Origin of the sequence: Stutzerimonas stutzeri (genome assembly GCF_024448985.1) — a bacterium.
Taxonomy (GTDB): Bacteria; Pseudomonadota; Gammaproteobacteria; order Pseudomonadales; family Pseudomonadaceae; genus Stutzerimonas; species Stutzerimonas stutzeri_AP.
The window spans coordinates 104,784-121,567 of record NZ_JAMOII010000002.1; the positions used below are offsets into that span (position 1 = coordinate 104,784).

11 protein-coding genes are annotated in these 16,784 nt (G+C 61.7%); 4 read left to right on the forward strand and 7 right to left on the reverse strand.

The window, feature by feature from the left end; all coding sequences use genetic code 11:
- The first annotated feature begins 514 nt into the window (after window positions 1–514).
- Both rpmB and rpmG read left to right on the forward strand, forming a co-directional pair.
- Window positions 515–751, forward strand: a complete 237-nt coding sequence (gene rpmB, locus NA647_RS03295; protein WP_019339373.1) for a 50S ribosomal protein L28 — start codon at window positions 515–517, stop codon at window positions 749–751.
- 11 nt (window positions 752–762) lie between these two features.
- The gene (gene rpmG / locus NA647_RS03300) at window positions 763–918 is read left to right on the forward strand and encodes a 50S ribosomal protein L33 (RefSeq protein WP_131649089.1); all 156 of its coding nucleotides are present in this window, start codon (window positions 763–765) and stop codon (window positions 916–918) included.
- Window positions 919–1,216: 298 nt separating this feature from the next.
- Here the strand turns inward: rpmG and NA647_RS03305 are convergent, their stop codons facing one another.
- Complete coding sequence (locus tag NA647_RS03305) at window positions 1,217–2,545, reverse strand: aspartate aminotransferase family protein (protein ID WP_256056403.1); 1,329 nt, start codon at window positions 2,543–2,545, stop codon at window positions 1,217–1,219.
- 200 nt (window positions 2,546–2,745) lie between these two features.
- On the opposite strand from NA647_RS03305, the gene NA647_RS03310 reads away from it, so the two are divergent.
- Window positions 2,746–4,239, forward strand: a complete 1,494-nt coding sequence (locus tag NA647_RS03310) for an aldehyde dehydrogenase (protein WP_256048932.1) — start codon at window positions 2,746–2,748, stop codon at window positions 4,237–4,239.
- A 134-nt stretch (window positions 4,240–4,373) separates the two neighbouring features.
- On the opposite strand, the gene NA647_RS03315 is transcribed toward NA647_RS03310, so the two are convergent.
- From NA647_RS03315 to NA647_RS03340, 6 genes are all read right to left on the reverse strand, one after another.
- The gene (locus NA647_RS03315; RefSeq protein WP_256056404.1) at window positions 4,374–7,244 is read right to left on the reverse strand and encodes an ATP-binding protein; all 2,871 of its coding nucleotides are present in this window, start codon (window positions 7,242–7,244) and stop codon (window positions 4,374–4,376) included.
- 146 nt (window positions 7,245–7,390) lie between these two features.
- On the reverse strand, window positions 7,391–9,028 hold the full coding sequence (locus NA647_RS03320; RefSeq protein WP_256056405.1) for a diguanylate cyclase: 1,638 nt from the start codon (window positions 9,026–9,028) through the stop codon (window positions 7,391–7,393).
- Window positions 9,021–9,410, reverse strand: a complete 390-nt coding sequence (locus tag NA647_RS03325) for a response regulator (protein ID WP_256056406.1) — start codon at window positions 9,408–9,410, stop codon at window positions 9,021–9,023. Before NA647_RS03325 ends, NA647_RS03320 begins: the two co-directional genes overlap by 8 nt.
- Entirely contained in the window at window positions 9,407–11,809 is a 2,403-nt protein-coding gene (locus NA647_RS03330; protein WP_256056407.1) for a PAS domain S-box protein, read from the reverse strand. The genes NA647_RS03325 and NA647_RS03330 overlap by 4 nt, the downstream gene beginning before the upstream one ends.
- 44 nt (window positions 11,810–11,853) lie before the next feature.
- Window positions 11,854–12,240 (reverse strand): response regulator, encoded by a 387-nt coding sequence (locus NA647_RS03335; RefSeq protein WP_256056408.1) that lies wholly within the window; start codon window positions 12,238–12,240, stop codon window positions 11,854–11,856.
- Between the two features lie 101 nt (window positions 12,241–12,341).
- Window positions 12,342–15,293, reverse strand: coding sequence for a PAS domain S-box protein (locus NA647_RS03340; protein WP_256056409.1), 2,952 nt, complete (start codon window positions 15,291–15,293; stop codon window positions 12,342–12,344).
- A gap of 285 nt (window positions 15,294–15,578) precedes the next feature.
- On the opposite strand from NA647_RS03340, the gene desA reads away from it, so the two are divergent.
- Window positions 15,579–16,769, forward strand: a complete 1,191-nt coding sequence (gene desA / locus NA647_RS03345) for a delta-9 fatty acid desaturase DesA (protein WP_256056410.1) — start codon at window positions 15,579–15,581, stop codon at window positions 16,767–16,769.
- Window positions 16,770–16,784: the final 15 nt, after the last annotated feature.

The window sequence follows — 16,784 nt, forward strand, 5'->3', positions numbered from 1 at the left end:
CGGTCTGTCTGTTGGTGGCAGCGGGCGCGAACGATAGCAGATCGCCCTGATGGCTGGCAGTGCGCTCAGTCCGCCTTGCTGTAGATGATGTTGTTTCATACTAGTCGAATAAAACGAGCTTGTGTTCTGCACAGTAAAACAATGGTTCGCTGTTTTGCTTGCTTAAGTGATTGCGGTGAGGCTTTGTGCGAAAAAGGCGCGTAGCGCGCTTTAACTCCATCTACTAAGCGGGCACCGAATAACAGGCGACGAACGGTGTATCTCTGCAAGTCTTGGAGATGCCGGCCCGCGAGCGCTTGAAGGCTGTATGAGCCGGTACGGAAAAGTCACTCCGCGCTTGTTGCTCTGGGGGCTTTCTGATATAAAGCAGCGCTCTTTTCTAGGGGCCCGGTTTCTTCGCTTGCCGCGTAGCCGGTAAGACCCCAATGAAACGTGGCGCTGAGCGCCAAAAGACAAGTGAATTCAAGCGGCCAACCCATGCCGGGTTGGGCATGTGGTTTTAGAGGGCTGAGGCATGTCGAGAGTCTGTCAAGTTACCGGTAAGGGTCCGGTAACCGGGAACAACATTTCCCACGCGAACAACAAAACCCGTCGTCGTTTTCTTCCGAACCTGCAGCATCATCGCTTCTGGGTCGAGTCCGAGAACCGCTTCGTACGTCTGCGCCTGACTGCCAAAGGCATGCGCGTTATCGACAAGCGCGGCATCGACGCCGTTCTGGCTGAACTCCGCGCACGCGGCGAAAAGGTTTAAGGAGAACTATCATGCGTGACCTGATCCGTTTGGTGTCCAGCGCCGGTACCGGCCACTTCTACACCACCGACAAGAACAAGCGCACCACCCCCGACAAGCTCGAAATCAAGAAATTCGATCCTGTCGTACGTAAGCATGTGATCTACAAGGAAGCCAAGATCAAGTAATTGATCGGCCCTTGAAGGAAAAACCCGCCACTCGGCGGGTTTTTTCGTTTCTGGGGTGTCGTGTTGTTGGGCTGCAGGACAGTCCAAAAGCTTCGCCCCGAGGGTGGGCCTCCTACAAAGGCAGCAAGCACACACCGTAACGTTTTGGTGGGAGGCGCGCCCTCGCGGCGAATGCAGACGCTAGCCTGCCGGAAAGCAAAGCTTCGCGCCGGGGCGGTGCTCCCACAAGCGTAGTCGGTGGGCACCGATTCAGTGGAGCGCCCCGGCGTCCGGGTGTGGTGATTCGCTTCGGCGTCTGTCAGGCAGCTTTGCGGATCGCATCGGCGAGGCGTTCGATCATCGCGTCGATGTGTTCGCGCTCGACGATCAGCGCCGGTGACAGCGCGATGGTGTCTCCACTGGCGCGGGCCAGCAGACCATCCTCGAAGCACTGACGGAACACCTCGTAGCCGCGCTTGCCAACGCCGTCGACATGGGTGGCGAACTGGATGCCGCCAACCAGGCCCACGGTGCGAATATCGGTCACGTTCGGCAGGCCTTGTAGGCTGAACAGCGCGTCCTGCCAGTAGCCTTCTATCTCGATGGACTTCTGAAACAGATTTTCCCGCTGATAGATCTCCAGAGTCGCCAGGGCCGCAGCGCAGGCGACCGGGTGGCCCGAATAGGTGTAGCCGTGGAAGAACTCGATGACGCTTTCCGGGCCCTGCATGAAAGCATCGTGGATCTGTTCGGAAACCAGCACCGCGCCCATCGGAATCGCGCCGTTGGTCAGGCCCTTGGCGCAGGTAATGATGTCCGGCGTGACGCCCCAGCGCTGGGCGGCGAAGGCCTCGCCGACGCGGCCGAAACCGGTGATCACCTCGTCGAAGATCAGCAGGATGCCGTGCCTGGCGGTGATTTCGCGCAGGCGCTGCAGATAGCCCACCGGCGGCAATATCACGCCCGCCGAGCCTGACATGGGTTCAACGATTACGGCGGCGATGTTTTCTGCGCCATGCAGGGCGACCAGCCGCTCCAGCTCATCGGCTTTCTCTGCGCCATGTTGCGGCAGGCCACGGCTGAACGCGTTGCGCTGCAGATCCAGTGTATGCGGCAGATGATCGACGCCCGGTAGCAGCGAATTGCCGAACGCCTTGCGGTTGTTGCCCATGCCGCCGACCGAAATGCCGCCAAAGCCGACCCCGTGATAGGCCAGCTCACGGCCGATCAACCGAGTGCGGCTGCCCTGACCGATAGCACGTTGATAGGCCAGGGCGACTTTCAATGCGGTGTCGGCCGACTCGGACCCGGAGTTGGTGAAGAACACCCGGTTCAGTCCCGTTGGACTGATTTGCGTCAGCCGTTCGGCCAACTCGAAGGGCAGCGGATGGCCCATCTGAAAAGTCGGCGCGAAATCCATCTGGGCGATCTGCCGGCTCACCGCCTCGGTGATTTCCCGGCGCCCATGACCGGCATTACAGCACCAAAGCCCAGCCGTCCCATCGATCACCTGCCGACCGTCGCTGTCGGTGTAGTACATGCCTTCGGCGCGCTCCAGCAGGCGCGGGCTGCCCTTGAACTGACGGTTGGCGGTGAAAGGCATCCAGAAATGTTCGGCAGAGGCGGTGGGGTGCAGATCGTTAGCCATGACTAGCTCCGGAAGGGCAGTTTTGACGACTATGCTGTAACGCGACGTCATTGCAGACGCACAGCGGCTTCGGCGAGTCTATGTTTAATAAATCGAACAAAACAAGGCAAAATCCGCGCCTGCGTAAAAAATATTGATAGGGCTGGCGCCGCTGGTTTAGGGTGCCTTTCTGATTATTCGACTGTTACCGAGGACGCCCCATGACCACCCTGACACTCGCCGATTGGCAACAGCGTGCCCGCGACCTGCGCATCGAAGGCCGCGCCTTCATTCAGGGCGAATACACCGCATCCAGTGCTGCCGCCAGTTTCGATTGCATCAGCCCGGTCGATGGGCGCGTGCTGACGCAAGTGGCGAGCTGCGACGAGGCCGATGCCGACCGCGCCGTGCTCAGTGCGCGGATGGCTTTTGAATCGGGTGTCTGGTCGCGCCTGGCGCCGGCCAAGCGCAAGGCGGTGATGATCCGCTTCGCCGACTTGCTTGAAGCTAATGCCGAGGAGCTGGCATTGCTGGAAACCCTCGACATGGGCAAGCCGATCAGCGATGCGCTGGGTGTGGATATTCCGGGCGCGGCGCGGGCGCTGCGCTGGAGCGGCGAGGCGATCGACAAAATCTACGATGAAGTGGCGGCGACTCCGCACGACCAGCTAGGCCTGGTCACTCGCGAGCCAGTTGGCGTGGTAGCAGCCATCGTGCCGTGGAATTTCCCGCTGATGATGGCCTGCTGGAAGCTCGGCCCGGCGCTGTCTACCGGTAACTCGGTGGTGCTCAAGCCGTCCGAAAAATCGCCGCTCAGTGCTATCCGCGTGGCGCAACTGGCGATCGAGGCTGGCATTCCGGCCGGCGTGCTCAACGTGTTGCCGGGCTACGGCCATACCGTGGGCAAGGCGCTGGCGCTGCACATGGATGTCGATACGCTGGTGTTCACCGGCTCCACGCGGGTCGCCAAGCAATTGATGATCTACGCTGGCGAATCGAACATGAAGCGCGTCTGGCTGGAGGCCGGCGGCAAGAGCCCGAACATCGTCTTTGCCGACGCACCGGACCTGGCAGCGGCGGCGCGCTCGGCAGCGAGCGCCATCGCCTTCAACCAGGGCGAGGTCTGCACCGCCGGCTCGCGGCTACTGGTGGAAAGTTCAGTCAAGGAGCGCTTCCTGCCGATGGTGGTCGAGGCGCTCAAGGGCTGGCAGCCGGGCAACCCGCTGGACCCCGCGACCAATGTCGGCGCGCTGGTCGATACCCAGCAACTCGATACCGTGCTCGGCTACATCGAAGCCGGCCGCAACGACGGCGCGCAGGTGCTGATCGGCGGTCAACGAACTTTGGAAGACACCGGCGGGTTGTATGTCGAGCCGACCATCTTCGATGGCGTGAGCAACGCGATGAAGATCGCCCAGGAGGAAATCTTCGGTCCGGTGCTGTCGGTGATCACCTTCGATACGGCAGCCGAAGCTGTGACCATTGCCAACGACACTCCGTACGGTCTCGCCGCTGCGGTGTGGACTTCGGACTTGTCCAAGGCGCACCTGACCGCCAAGGCACTGCGGGCCGGCAGCGTCTGGGTCAACCAGTACGATGGCGGCGACATGACCGCACCCTTTGGTGGCTTCAAGCAGTCGGGCAACGGTCGCGACAAGTCGCTGCATGCGTTCGACAAGTACACCGAATTGAAGGCGACCTGGATAAAGCTGTAACAGCAGCGGCACGCTTCAGCTGCAAGTAGAAGCAAGAGCGGTGACGCCTAGGCGTTAGCCTGATTCGCTTGCAGCTGCAGCCAAGTGGACACTGCCGAGGCATTGATCTAGCTGACCTACGAGATGCCCTTGATTCATGCATTGGCTTCGCCGGCATCCGGAGGCTGGCCAGATGGCCAGTGTTGAAGCATGTGCTGGATAAGGTTGGCCAACTCGTGGCCGTCGTGGCGCGATTTGATCAGCTGGCGCATGGCCAGGCGACTGTCATGCACGGGCGAGTCCAGCGCGGAAAAGATGATGACCGGCGGCGGTGGCACGGTCTGGGCCAACTGGTCGAAAAGCTCGCTGCCGTTACCATCGGGCAACATCAGGTCGATGATCGCCAGGTCATAGCGTTGCGCAGTGATCCGCTCGCGGGCTTCGGCCAGGGTCGCTGCGCCCTGCAGGTCGATGTCCAGGGGTGCGATCTGTCGTGCCAGCAACACGCGCAGATCCTCGTCGTCTTCGACGTGCAGAACCCGCGGGCGAGTGCCGTTGGTGTCGAGGCAGGCGCGCACCACATCCATTACCCGTGACGGGTCGATCGGCTTGTGCAGCCAGTCGATCACGCCCACCGCGCCGCCGCGCAGCGCGCCGTCATCGTTGTCGCGTCGCTGGGGTTGCAGGCTGACGATGAGCACCGGCAGATGACGATAGGCGCTCTGGCTGCGCAAATTGTGCAGGAAGGCAATGCTGTTCTCATCGTTCAGCGCAGGGCTCAAGGTCAGCGCCTGGATGCTGTATACGGCCAGCAGATCGCGGGCCTGGGCGGCGGTCTCGGCGATCAGAGTCGAGTAGCCATGTTGTTGCAGCGCATTGGCCAGCTTTTCGGCAGCGGCCGCATCGGGTTCGAGTATCAGGATACGCGCCGCGGACCGCTGCATATCGGTCGCCGGTAGCGGTTGCAGTACGGTAGGTGGGCTCGCGGGCGGTTCCGCCGACAACGGCAGTCGCAGCCAGAACCGCGTGCCCTGGCCCTCTTGCGAGTCGAAGCCGATGTGCCCGTGCATCTGCTGCACCAGCGAACGGGTGATCGCCAGCCCCAGCCCGGTGCCGCCGCGTTTGCGCGTATCGGAGGAATCGGCCTGGGCGAAACGCTCGAATATGCGTGAGCGGAAGTTTTCCGGAATGCCCTGGCCCTGATCCTGAATACCGATCTCCAGACTGTTGCCATCGCTGCGCAGGTCAACGCTGACTATGCCGCTGCGTGGCGAATGCTTGATGGCGTTAGACAGAAGATTGGCCATGACCTGGGTGAATCTGTCCGGGTCGACGATCGCTTCGACTGGCCCGCCGTGGTCCGGTGTCACGAGCCGCAGCTCGACGCCATAGTCATCGCCGTATGGCGTGAGATCCAGCAGCGCCTGCTCTACCAGCGCTCGTACGTCGCAGCGGCTGAAGTGGAACGACAGGTGTCCGGCTTCGAGCTTTTCGATGTCGAGAATGTCGTTGATCAGGCGCACCAGGCGCTCGCTGTTTTTGTGGGCTATATCCAGCAGCGGCCGTGCGCCATCGCTGAATTCGCCGGCCACGCCGCCGACCAGCATACCCAGCGCGCCGCGAATGGCAGTCAGCGGCGTGCGCAATTCATGGCTGACCGTGGAGATGAACTCCCCTTTCATTTGTTCTACACGTCGGCGCAGCGAAATATCGACCGCAACCGTGACGATATGGCAGGCGCCGTTGGACATCGTCATGGGCCGCTTGACCATCTGCAGCCAGCGCTCCTGGCCATGCACGTCGGTGACGCTCACTTCGGCGATACGCAGCTCGCCGCTACCGCTCAACAGCTCGGTTTCGCCCTGCAACAGGGGTAGCAACAGCTGTGCGCCAGCGATTTCATCGGCTCGACGCTGCTCGATGGCTTCGGGCTGATAATCGAGCAGCGCGGAAAACGCGCGGTTGCAGAGCACGAAACGGCCATCTTCGTCGCGCACGAAAATCAGATTTTCGTTGGTATCGGCGACCCGGCGCATGTAGGTCTTCTGATCTTCGAGGGTGTCTCGGCTGCGCTGAAGTTCGGTGATGTCCCGCGCGATGGCCAGGTGATCGCCGAGCCCAGTGGGCACCAGCCGTACCTCGAATATTCGTTGTTGTTCGATTTCGCACCACGTCGTATAGCGCAGCTTGCGGGTGTCGTCCGCCTGCGGCAGCAAGCCCGCCAGCAAAGGCCCGATTGCGCCAGGTGAGGGGCCACGATCAGCGTTCGGCTGGGACAGGGCCGACACCCGATGCTGGCTGTCGATGGCATAGAGGTTGTCCGGGATGGCTTGCAACAGAGCGCCCATACGCGCCTCGCCGGCTTGCGCCTTGACTGCCAGCGCTTGGCGCAGCCGTAGATTGCGTTGGACCGACCACATGGCGGTAAGAAACAGGATGGCCACCAGCAAGCTGCCGATCAGTGCGAGTTGTCGATTGCGCTCGATGGTCTCGGCCACGGCGCGGTTGCCCGCAGCGAGGTGACGCCGCTCGTGTTGTTCCACCGCAGCGAGCAATACGCGGAGCTCGTCCATGACCTCTTTGCCCCCGGCGTGCGCAAGGTAGGCGGCGGCGGTTTGCAGATCGGTATCACGACGCGTCTGGATATCTGCGGCGGCGATCATTAGTTGAACGGCCGCTTTTTCGTCGAGCCGGTCGAACCATGGCGGAGCGGGAAAAGTGTGCTCGCTGGCAAGCATCTGTAGCTTGCGGCGATGCTGCTCAAGTTGCACCAGACCGTGCTCGTAGGGCTCTAGATAGGCTGGCTCGCCGGTCAGGACGAAGCCACGTACACCGGTTTCGATGTCCTGCAGGGACGACAGTATCGCTTGGGTAGCTGTGATGATTTCCAGGCTGTGGTTGACCGACTGGTTGGTTTCAAGCATCGCTTCCTGACTACGCTTGCCTTGCCAGCCGAGCGCGACGAGCAGAAGGAAAGCGACTAGAAAAGCGAGTGAGTGCCAACTTGTCGCGGGCTTTGCAGGCAAAGCGGAGCTCCTTTGGCCGGTAACGGTTGAGGTGTCACGGCGGGTGGGTTCGCAGCATTCGCGTGAAGCTACCCAACCGCAGCTTCAGGCAGTGTAGTTGGAACCGAAAGCGGCGCAGCGGTTCGCTTTAACTGCCAATGAAGTGATTACCGCGGCGGGGTGATCGCGATCTGGTTGCGGCCCTGGTGCTTGGCGGCATAGAGCGCCTGGTCAGCACGCTCCAACAAGGTGCTCGCGTTGGAGTGCCCATCGGTCGCGCTGATGCCGGCGCTGAGGGTGACGTTAAATGTCTGCCCGCCCGCGTGGAAGCGCAGCTCCGCGAAGCGCTGGCGGATCTCGTCGAAGATCTGCCATGCCTGCTCAGTGGTGCAATTGGGCAGTACCGCTACGAACTCCTCACCGCCGTAGCGGCCGAGGCTGTCGATCCGGCGCAACCGCTGGTGCATCAGATTGGCCAGCGAGCGGATCACATTGTCTCCGGCGGCATGGCCGTACTGGTCGTTGACCTGCTTGAAATGGTCGAGGTCGAGCATCACTACGCTGGCGGGATTGCCGCTGCGCAGCGAGCGCTCCACTTCCAAGGCGACATGCTCCTTGATGTCGGCGTGCTTGAGCAGCCCGGTCAGGCTGTCGCGTGAAAGCGCCGTGCTCAACGATCGCGCGCGCTGGGCATGAGAGAACACGGCGGCGATCAGCGCGTTGTCGCTGATGGGTTTGGTGATGAAATCGTCGCCGGCCTTGAGCAAGGCCGCCATTTGCCGATTGACGTCGGTTTCGGCCGACAGATAGATGATGGTCACCCGTAGCCAATCGTCGTTCAGGCGGATGATCTGCGCCAGCTCCGGGCCGGAGAGCTCGGGCATGTTGACATCGAGCAATAGAATTTCCGGTTTGAACGTGCGCATGACCTCGAACAGCTCGCCAGGATCGGTCAGCGTCTGCACCAGCATTTGCGAGTTACGCAGAACGAGGCTGTAACGAGCGGCCAGATCGACGTCGTCGTCGATGATGAGCACGCGATAGGGCTCGCTCAGCTGCAGGTTGAGGCAATTTTCGAGACGATTCTCCAGTCGCGTAACGTCCACGGGGCGCGTGAAGTAGCCCTTCGCGCCCGCCCGTACGGCAGCCAGCTGGCTGTCGAAATCGTCGCGATGGTCGATCACCAGCAGCGGCAGCGGTGTTTCCAGGGTCTGCTGCAGCGCGCTCATCTGTTCGAGCTCGCCATCGTGCCGGCTGACGATGAGAGCGTCCGGCAACTGCCCGTTCATGGCCGTTTGCAACAAGGCTATCTCCTGAAACACCAGCACCTCGTAACCAAAGTTGCCAAGGGTCTGGCGCATCTCTTGACCCGCCGCAAAATCGCTTTCGAGCAAATAGATGCGGTGAGCGGCTGGCGGTTTGTGCGCTTCATGCTGCTCAAGAGATGTGCTGGCCGAGTCGCTGAGCGGTGCATCGATGGCCAATTGGCGGACTGCCTGGACGAATTCGCCAAGCGACTGCGGGTCGGGGTCGATGGTTTGCAGCCAACTGTCAGCGCTTTGCTCCAGTAGCCGTGACCGCTGTCCTAGCGTGGCGAAACCGAAGGTGCCTGCGGTGCCAGCAAGGCGATGCAGGCGTTCATGGAGGTCGAGCAACCGCTGCCGGCGCTGCTCCGGCTCGTCCGCTCGCAACAGCTGCACGGCGAGGCGCTCGAGCTCCGCCAGCTCCTCGCTCAGGCGTTCGGCAAATTTCTCATTCAGGGCCTGCAGTTGGCTTTGCAGCGCTTCGCGAGCGCTGTCACTCATGTTCGGCATTCCATACTTCTTTTAGCTGTGCGGCCAGTTGAAGGGGATCGAAGGGCTTTCTTAGCAGCTTGCGCACGCCGAGTTGGCGCAGCTCGGCGGGGCTGGCGGGTTCATCCTGCTGTCCGGTCAGCAGCACAACCGGTGTGTGCTGCAGATCAATCAATGACGAGAGCTGGCGCAGCAGCTCCAGGCCGCCCATTTGCGGCAGCATCACGTCGAGCAGGATCATATCCGGCGCGAACAGCTGGGCGCGCGCCAGTGCTTCCTGTCCGGACGCGCAGCTGAGCACCTCGAAGCCGCCGAGCTTCTCCAGGGAGATGCGGGTCACCACCTGTATGGATGGCACATCTTCGACGTGGAGAATCCGCTGCAAAGGCCTCACTGCTGTGTCTCTGAGCGCCGATAGCAAGGCAACTCGAACCAGAAGCAGGCGCCAGCGCCGGGTACCGAGTCGAAACCGATCTGTCCGTGCATATGCTCGATCAACTCCTTACTGATGGCCAAGCCAAGGCCGGTGCCGCCTTGTTGGCGCGTGTCCGACGCATCCGCCTGAGCGAATTTGCTGAATATGCGCTCGCGGAAGGACTCGGCGATCCCCGGCCCCTTGTCGCGCACGCTGACACGCACCGTTGCGTCATCGACCGTTTCGGCCCACAGTTCAATGGTTTCGCCGGGCGGCGAATACTTGGCGGCGTTGGACAGCAGGTTGCTCAATACCTGCTCCAGACGCATCGTGTCGACCTCGATCGACACGGCCGGGCAACTCCCGAGATCGATGCCGACAGTGTAGCTGTCGGCGTAGCCCTGATTGCTGCGCAGCGCCTGCTCAAGTAACGGCTGCAACGGCTGCAACTGCATCTCGAAGCGCATCTTGCCGGCATATAGCTTGTCGATATCCAGCAGGTCGTCGATCAGCGCACTCAGGCGCTTGCTGTTCTGGTTGGCGATGTCCAGCAGCTCCTCCAGGTGCTCGGGCACCTCGCCGACGATCTCGCCACAGATCAGCCCCAGCGAGGCGGTAATGGAGGTCAGCGGTGTGCGCAGCTCGTGGCTGACGGTCGAGACGAAGTCACGCTGCAGGATCTCGACCTGCTTGCGCTCGGTGATATCGTGCAGCACCACCACCGCGCCGTTCTGCTGGCCGTCGGATGCGAACATGGGGTCGGCATTGGCCAACACGTGTCGCACTGTCCCATGCACCACGATCGTCATTTCCAGGTTGCGGATATGTTCGCCACGCAGTGCACGCAGTAGCGGGACTTGGTCATAGGACAAGGGCGTCACGCCATCTGCCTGAAAGAGGCGGTAGTAGTCCGGCCACTGTTCCGGTGAGAGCTGCGCTGCGTCCAAACCGTGCCAGAGCCGGGCGGTATTGTTGAATAGCGTCAGGTTGCCTTCGGCATCGCAGGCCACGACGGCTTCGGACAGCGCCTCGAGTAACCGCCGGTTCATTTCCTGCTGTTTGTCCAGCTCGGCCTGCTCGGCCTTGCGCTCGGTGATATCGGTCACCAGACCATGCCAGAGCACCGAACCATCGGCTTGGCGCATCGGCGTGGCGCGCGCCTCGACCCAGATGACGCCTTTGCGCGGGTGATCGATGCGGTGCTCGAAATGCCAAGGCGTCAGGGTCGCGGCGGCGTACCGGATGCTCGACAGCACGCGCGTGCGGTCATCTGGATATACCCGGGTATAGATCGGTGCAATGCTCGGCTCCATTTCCACCGAGCTCAGTCCGTAGATGTCCTCGAGGCCTTCGCTGAGGTAGGGAAAGGAGCTGCTGCCGTCAGGCCGCCAGCAGAATTGGAACAGCAGGCCCGGCACCTGCGCGGCGATTTGCTGCAGGCGCAGTTGCAGATTTTCCTGATGGGCCAGGTCGTAGGCGCTGACGATATAACCATGCAGCAGTTCGTGTTCGTCATGGATTGCCGATACGTTCAGCAGTACCGGCACGCTGTCGCCGTTTCGGTGCAACAGGCGCCACTCACGCATTTCACGCCGCCCTTCGAGCAGCGGCGCGATGAGCACGGCGAATCCCGGCTCGACGGTATCACCCAGTTCGTTGCTGAGAATGGCGGCACGCCGGACCAGGGCATCCAGCGGGAACAGTGCCGTTGTCAGTGGACGGTCGATAAGCATCTGCTCGGAATAACCGAACAGGCGCTCGGCGGTCGGGTTGACTCCCGAGATTCGCCCGTCAGCGGTGGTCAGCACCATCGCGCTGGCAGCGCTGTTGAGCAGGGCCTGATGCAGCGCCGCCTGGTCGGCGTAACGGTGCCGCTGCAGCCGCTCTTCGAACAAGCGCATGATCTGCCGACTCAGGCGCATCAATGCGTCGCGCTGTCCTTCGCTGAGGCGGCGCGGTTGCCGGTCGATCACGCACAATGTGCCGAGGTTGTAGCCATCCGGCGTGGTCAATGGCGCGCCGGCATAAAAGCGGATCTTCGGATCGCCGGTCACCAGTGGGTTGTTGCGAAAGCGCTGATCCTGCAGCGCGTCATGGACTTCGAAAAGTCCGTCACCCTCGATGGTGTGGGTGCAAAAGGAAATACCCCGTGGGGTTTCGCTGACGTCCAGACCGAAGCGGCTCTTGAACCATTGGCGGTGGTCGTCCACCAGCGAAATCAGCGCAATCGGAGTGCTGCAGATGCAAGAAGCCAGCTGGGTGAAATCGTCAAAGGCGGATTCATCCGGGGTATCGAGAATCTCGTAACGCAGCAGCGCGGCGAGTCGAGACAGCTCGCGTGGTGGCGAGGGTGCCGGCATTGGTTTCGGTGGCTCCATCTGGCTGACCTGTCTCGCTGGTTTGAGGGCTGGACGCCGTCGACTTACGCGCGACCGGAATCCCAGATCGCGCGAATCTGGCTGGCCAAGCGCATCGGATCGAAGGGTTTGATAATCACGTCCCGCGCGCCGAGCTTGCGCAAATATTCTATTTCACCCGGCTGGACCTTGGCGGTCATGAAGGCGACTGGTATTTGGGCCAGGTCGATCCGCTCGCTGAGCCGGGTCAGGGTTTCGGCGCCGCCCATACCGGGCATCATCACATCGAGCAGAATGAAATGCGGATCGAATTCTTCAACCTCCTCAAGTGCCTGAAGACCGGACGAACAGGACCGTACCTGATAGCCGCCGATGGCTTCCAACGCGACTTTCGTCACAGCCTGTATGGACGGATCGTCCTCGACGTGGAGTATCCGTTTCAGCTCGGTCATGCGATGCCTCCGTCGGCCAGTGCGCCATTGCGAACGATCAAGCGAGCAGTGTGCCAGCTTGCCCGCTGACTGACGCGGCACAATGAAAAAATAGCCTGCGTTCACGATTCCTGAACAGGCAGTTCGAACCAGAAACAGGCACCCTGGCCCAATTCGGAGTCGAAACCGATGCATCCGTGCATGTGCTCGATCAGCTCTTTGCTGATCGCCAGGCCAAGGCCGGTACCGCCTTTCTGTCGGGTGTCGGAAGAATCGGCCTGGGAAAATTTCTGGAAAATACGCTGCCGAAACGTCTGCGGAATACCTGGGCCAACGTCGCGGATGCTCACGCGAACCCGATCGCCCCGACGGCTGCTACTCAAGACTACGACTTCGCCAGTCGGCGAGAATTTCGCGGCGTTGGAGAGCAAGTTCGCCAGCACCTGCTGCAGGCGATGCTCATCCACCGACACCTGCACATCCACCCGCTCGCCCATTTCCAGGCGCACCTGGTGCTGTTCAGCGTAGCCCTGATTCGAACGAAGCGATTCTTCGAGCAGCGGCGCCAGAGGCTGAGTCTGTAGTTGGAAGTTCATCTGGCCGGCGATCAGCTTCTCCATGTCCAGCAAGTCGTCGATCAACAGGCCGAGGCGCTGGCTGTTCTGTTGCGCGATGCTGAGCAACTGCCCGATCGCTGGCGAAACCTCGCCGACGGCCCCGCCGTTGATTAGCCCCAGGGCGCCGGAAATTGAGGTCAGGGGCGTGCGCAACTCGTGACTGACAATGGAGACGAATTCGCTCTTCATCTGCTCGATGCGCTTGCGCTCGGTGATGTCGCGCACCAGGCCGATGAATTTGCGTTCGCCTCGGTGGCTGATTTCTGAGACGCGCAGTTCGATGGTGAACAGCTCGCCATTGCGGCGCATTCCCTGCAATTCACGGTTCTGCTCCAGGCTGCGGCCTTCGCCGCGGCGCTCGTAGTCTTCAAGGTGACCATCGTGCGCGGCGCGGTGCGGCTCGGGCATCAGCATCGACAGGTTGCGCCCGAGTACTTCTTCTTCGCTATAGCCGAAGGTGCGCTCGGCGGCGTGGTTGAACGTTTCGATCAGGCCGCGCTGGTTGATGATGATGATCGCGTCGACGACGTTGGCAATCAGCAGGCGTACGTATCGTTCACGCTCGTTGGCTTCTTGCTCGGCGAGGGCGCGCGCGCTGACATCCCGGATGAAGCCGTCGTACCACAGCAGACGCCCTTCGGCGTCACGCAGTGCGCGGCTGTTCTCTTGCACCCAGAGCGTTTCGCCGCGCGCGTTGATCAGCCGGTAGGTGCGTTCGAATTGATCCTCAACCTTGCTCGCTGGACCGGGGCAGTCGTCTGGGTGGATCAGGCTGCTGAAACAGCGTGTGCCGGGGGGGAGGAAATCGCTGGCGGGGTAACCTGTCAGCCGTTCTATACCGTCGCTGAGGTAACGAATCGTGCGGTTGGCATCGCCGTCACGCCGGTAGACCACACCCGGCAGGTTGCTAACCATGCTACGGAAGCGACTCTCGCTTTCGCCGAGTGCGATAGCGGTGTCCATGAGTGGCGTGATATCGGCGATGAAGCCATGCCAGAGCACCGAACCGTCACGCAGGCGCTCGGCAGTCGCCCTGACTTCGACCCAGACCAGCCCTTTTTCGCGGTGATTGATCCTATAGCGCGTGAAGCCCCCGCCCAGAGTCGCCGCCGAGCGCTCGATCGCGGCGCGCAACATGGGGCGGTCGGGGTCATACACTGCGGCGAAAGCATGGCTGGCGTCCTCGATCAACTGCTCCGGGTCTATCCCATAGAGTTCGCGCGAGCCTTCACTGGCGTAGAGCGCGCTGTAGGCGCCTTCCGGGGAGCGCTTCAGCTGATAGACCATGCCGGGCAGCAGGCTGGCGATTTTCTGCCCGCGTTCGAGCAGGCGCTTGCGATTGCGCTCCTGCTGCGTCGAGTGGATCCGGTGGACGCGCTGAAGGACGCCGCGGCGATGAAGCATGAAGGCCAGGATCAACAGCAGCAATTCGGCAATCAGCCAGGCCAGTCCCCATTTGATCAGGATGCGGCGTTCGGCCTGCTGTTGCTCACGCAATGCCAGCGTGATGTCTCGCCAGACCAGCGCAACGGCCACAGGCATACGCCTTGGATCGTGTTCGGCCCTGATATCGTGCAGCGGCACCTGATTGAGCACGAAGCTGCGGCCTTCGGATTCGAGCAGACGCAGCGCTTGACCGGACTCGGGCGCTGGCAATGATCGCTGTTGCGCCCACTGCAGAATCTGCGGCGCCGAGTGGGTATCGAGCAGCCAGCCATTAAGACCTTGCAGCTGGATCCCGACCGGACGGGTCCAGAGCACATTTTCTAGCTCGTCACGATTCACCAGCAGCCCCAGCCCGGCGTTCAGCTGGTCAGCCAGCTCTTTCAGATCGGGAAGGATGCCGAATCCCACTTCGAGGGCTCCGATCACTTCGCTTTCAAAGCTGCTGCTGCCGCGGATCGGTACGATGGCCCGGTTCCCTGCGTTGTGCCGACCGATATCCAATCCGGAAACGATCCGGCCATGGGTCAACGATTGGTAGAGCATAGGGCGGCGGTCCGCGACCGCATCACCAAACGCGTCGGGCTCCTGCATGCGCAGCAGCGCCAAACCCGCTTCGCCCAAGTACAGCTGAAGCTGGAGCGCGCCGTGGGCTTGCATGGCCGTCCAGGTCGGGGTAAGCGAGCTGAACAGCTGCTCGCGGATACGGGCCAGTCGAGGGCCGTCCCACTGAGCTCCGGCCTTCACGGCGCGGTCAGCCTGGCGAACCAGCCGAAGCGTCTCCGGGCTGGCGCTCAATGCACTGGCGATCAACCGGGCCTGCTCTTCCAGTCTCTGCTGAGCGCTGCGCAACGCCAGTGCCTGGAGCTCGCCTTGCTGCGCCGTCTGCAGCGTCCAGACAGCATCGCGCGCCTGGTGGTCATTGATGGCAAGACCACCGAACAGCAAGGCGAGAAGCAGACTGCCGAGGCCGAATATCCATCGTGGGTCGGTGGGATGGGGGATGGTTTTCATGAAGATTCTGAGCACCGTACGGCGTGGACGTGCTGCGACGCGCTACGTTTCCGGAACTGTGGCAGTGCCGAAAAGCGCGACGAAACAAATAGTGGCGTAATGCTACATCTGTTGACGCGTGTTTGGATTGATTCAGATATCGGCCGCGCTGCGTATTACTGTCAGACGCCGAAACAAAAAATAGACGCCGAACGACAGGCGGACACTCATCCGGGTAAGCAGCGTAGATAATGCGAGCAGACTCGCATCTGCGGATCTGCAATCTTCACCCGAGGCTTCAACACTATGTGGTACACCGGTTTTCTCGACCTCTCGGCTTGGCAGGTGGTTGCTGCCACGCTGCTTCTGACACACGTGACCATCGTTGCCGTCACGGTCTACCTGCACCGTTATTCGGCACACCGCTCGCTTGAGCTGAACGCGGGTCTCAAGCACTTCTTCCGTTTCTGGCTGTGGCTGACCACGGCGATGAATACCCGCGAGTGGACCGCCATCCATCGTAAGCACCACGCTAAATGCGAAACGCCCGACGATCCGCACAGCCCGGTACAGAAGGGCCTGGGCACTGTGCTGCGGCGCGGTGCCGAGTTGTACATGGAGGAGGCGAAGAACGAGGAAACCCTGCGCATCTACGGCAAGAACTGCCCGGACGACTGGATCGAGCGCAACCTCTATTCACGTTTCCCCAACCTGGGCATCGTGCTGATGCTTACCCTCGATCTGGCGCTGTTCGGTGTCATAGGTCTGACCGTCTGGGCGGTGCAGATGATCTGGATTCCGCTCTGGGCCGCCGGGGTGGTCAATGGGCTGGGGCATGCCGTGGGCTATCGCAACTTCGAATGCCGCGACGCGGCGACCAACCTCGTGCCCTGGGGCATCCTCATTGGGGGCGAGGAACTGCACAACAATCACCATACCTACCCGAACTCGGCCAAGCTGTCGGTGCGCAAGTGGGAATTCGACATGGGCTGGGCCTGGATCAAGCTGTTCAGCCTGTTCGGTCTGGCGAAGGTCAACCGCACCGCGCCCATCGCGCATCGCGTCACGCCCAAGCATCAGCTGGACATGGACAGCGCCATGGCGATCCTCAACAACCGTTTCCAGATCATGGCGCAGTACCGCAAGCTGGTGATCAAACCGCTGGTGCGTCTGGAACTGCAACGCGCCGATGCATCGGTGCGCCATCAGTTCCGCCGTGCCAAGCGGCTGCTGTCGCGCGAACCGAGCCTGCTGCAGCATGAGCAGCAGGCGCGCATCGAGGTGATACTCGAGCAGAGCCAGTCACTGAGGGTGATCTACGAACAGCGCCTGGCGCTGCAGCAGATCTGGACTCGCACCAGTGCCAACGGCCACGAGATGCTCGCTGCGATCAAGCAGTGGGTGCAGGACGCCGAAGCCAGCGGCATCCAGTCGCTGCGTGAATTCGCCGAGCATCTGCGAACCTATTCGCTCAGGCCTGCGGTCGCCCACGGATGACCATTGATCGGCGCA

Bases quoted from the DNA above. Each gene is read 5' to 3' on its own strand.
- NA647_RS03330 (WP_256056407.1), bottom strand. From the start codon at position 11,809: ATGGAGCCACCGAAACCAATGCCGGCACCCTCGCCACCACGCGAGCTG.
- rpmG (WP_131649089.1), top strand. From the start codon at position 763: ATGCGTGACCTGATCCGTTTGGTGTCCAGCGCCGGTACCGGCCACTTC.
- NA647_RS03320 (WP_256056405.1), bottom strand. From the start codon at position 9,028: ATGAGTGACAGCGCTCGCGAAGCGCTGCAAAGCCAACTGCAGGCCCTG.
- desA (WP_256056410.1), top strand. From the start codon at position 15,579: ATGTGGTACACCGGTTTTCTCGACCTCTCGGCTTGGCAGGTGGTTGCT.
- NA647_RS03310 (WP_256048932.1), top strand. From the start codon at position 2,746: ATGACCACCCTGACACTCGCCGATTGGCAACAGCGTGCCCGCGACCTG.
- NA647_RS03335 (WP_256056408.1), bottom strand. From the start codon at position 12,240: ATGACCGAGCTGAAACGGATACTCCACGTCGAGGACGATCCGTCCATA.
- rpmB (WP_019339373.1), top strand. From the start codon at position 515: ATGTCGAGAGTCTGTCAAGTTACCGGTAAGGGTCCGGTAACCGGGAAC.
- NA647_RS03340 (WP_256056409.1), bottom strand. From the start codon at position 15,293: ATGAAAACCATCCCCCATCCCACCGACCCACGATGGATATTCGGCCTC.
- NA647_RS03305 (WP_256056403.1), bottom strand. From the start codon at position 2,545: ATGGCTAACGATCTGCACCCCACCGCCTCTGCCGAACATTTCTGGATG.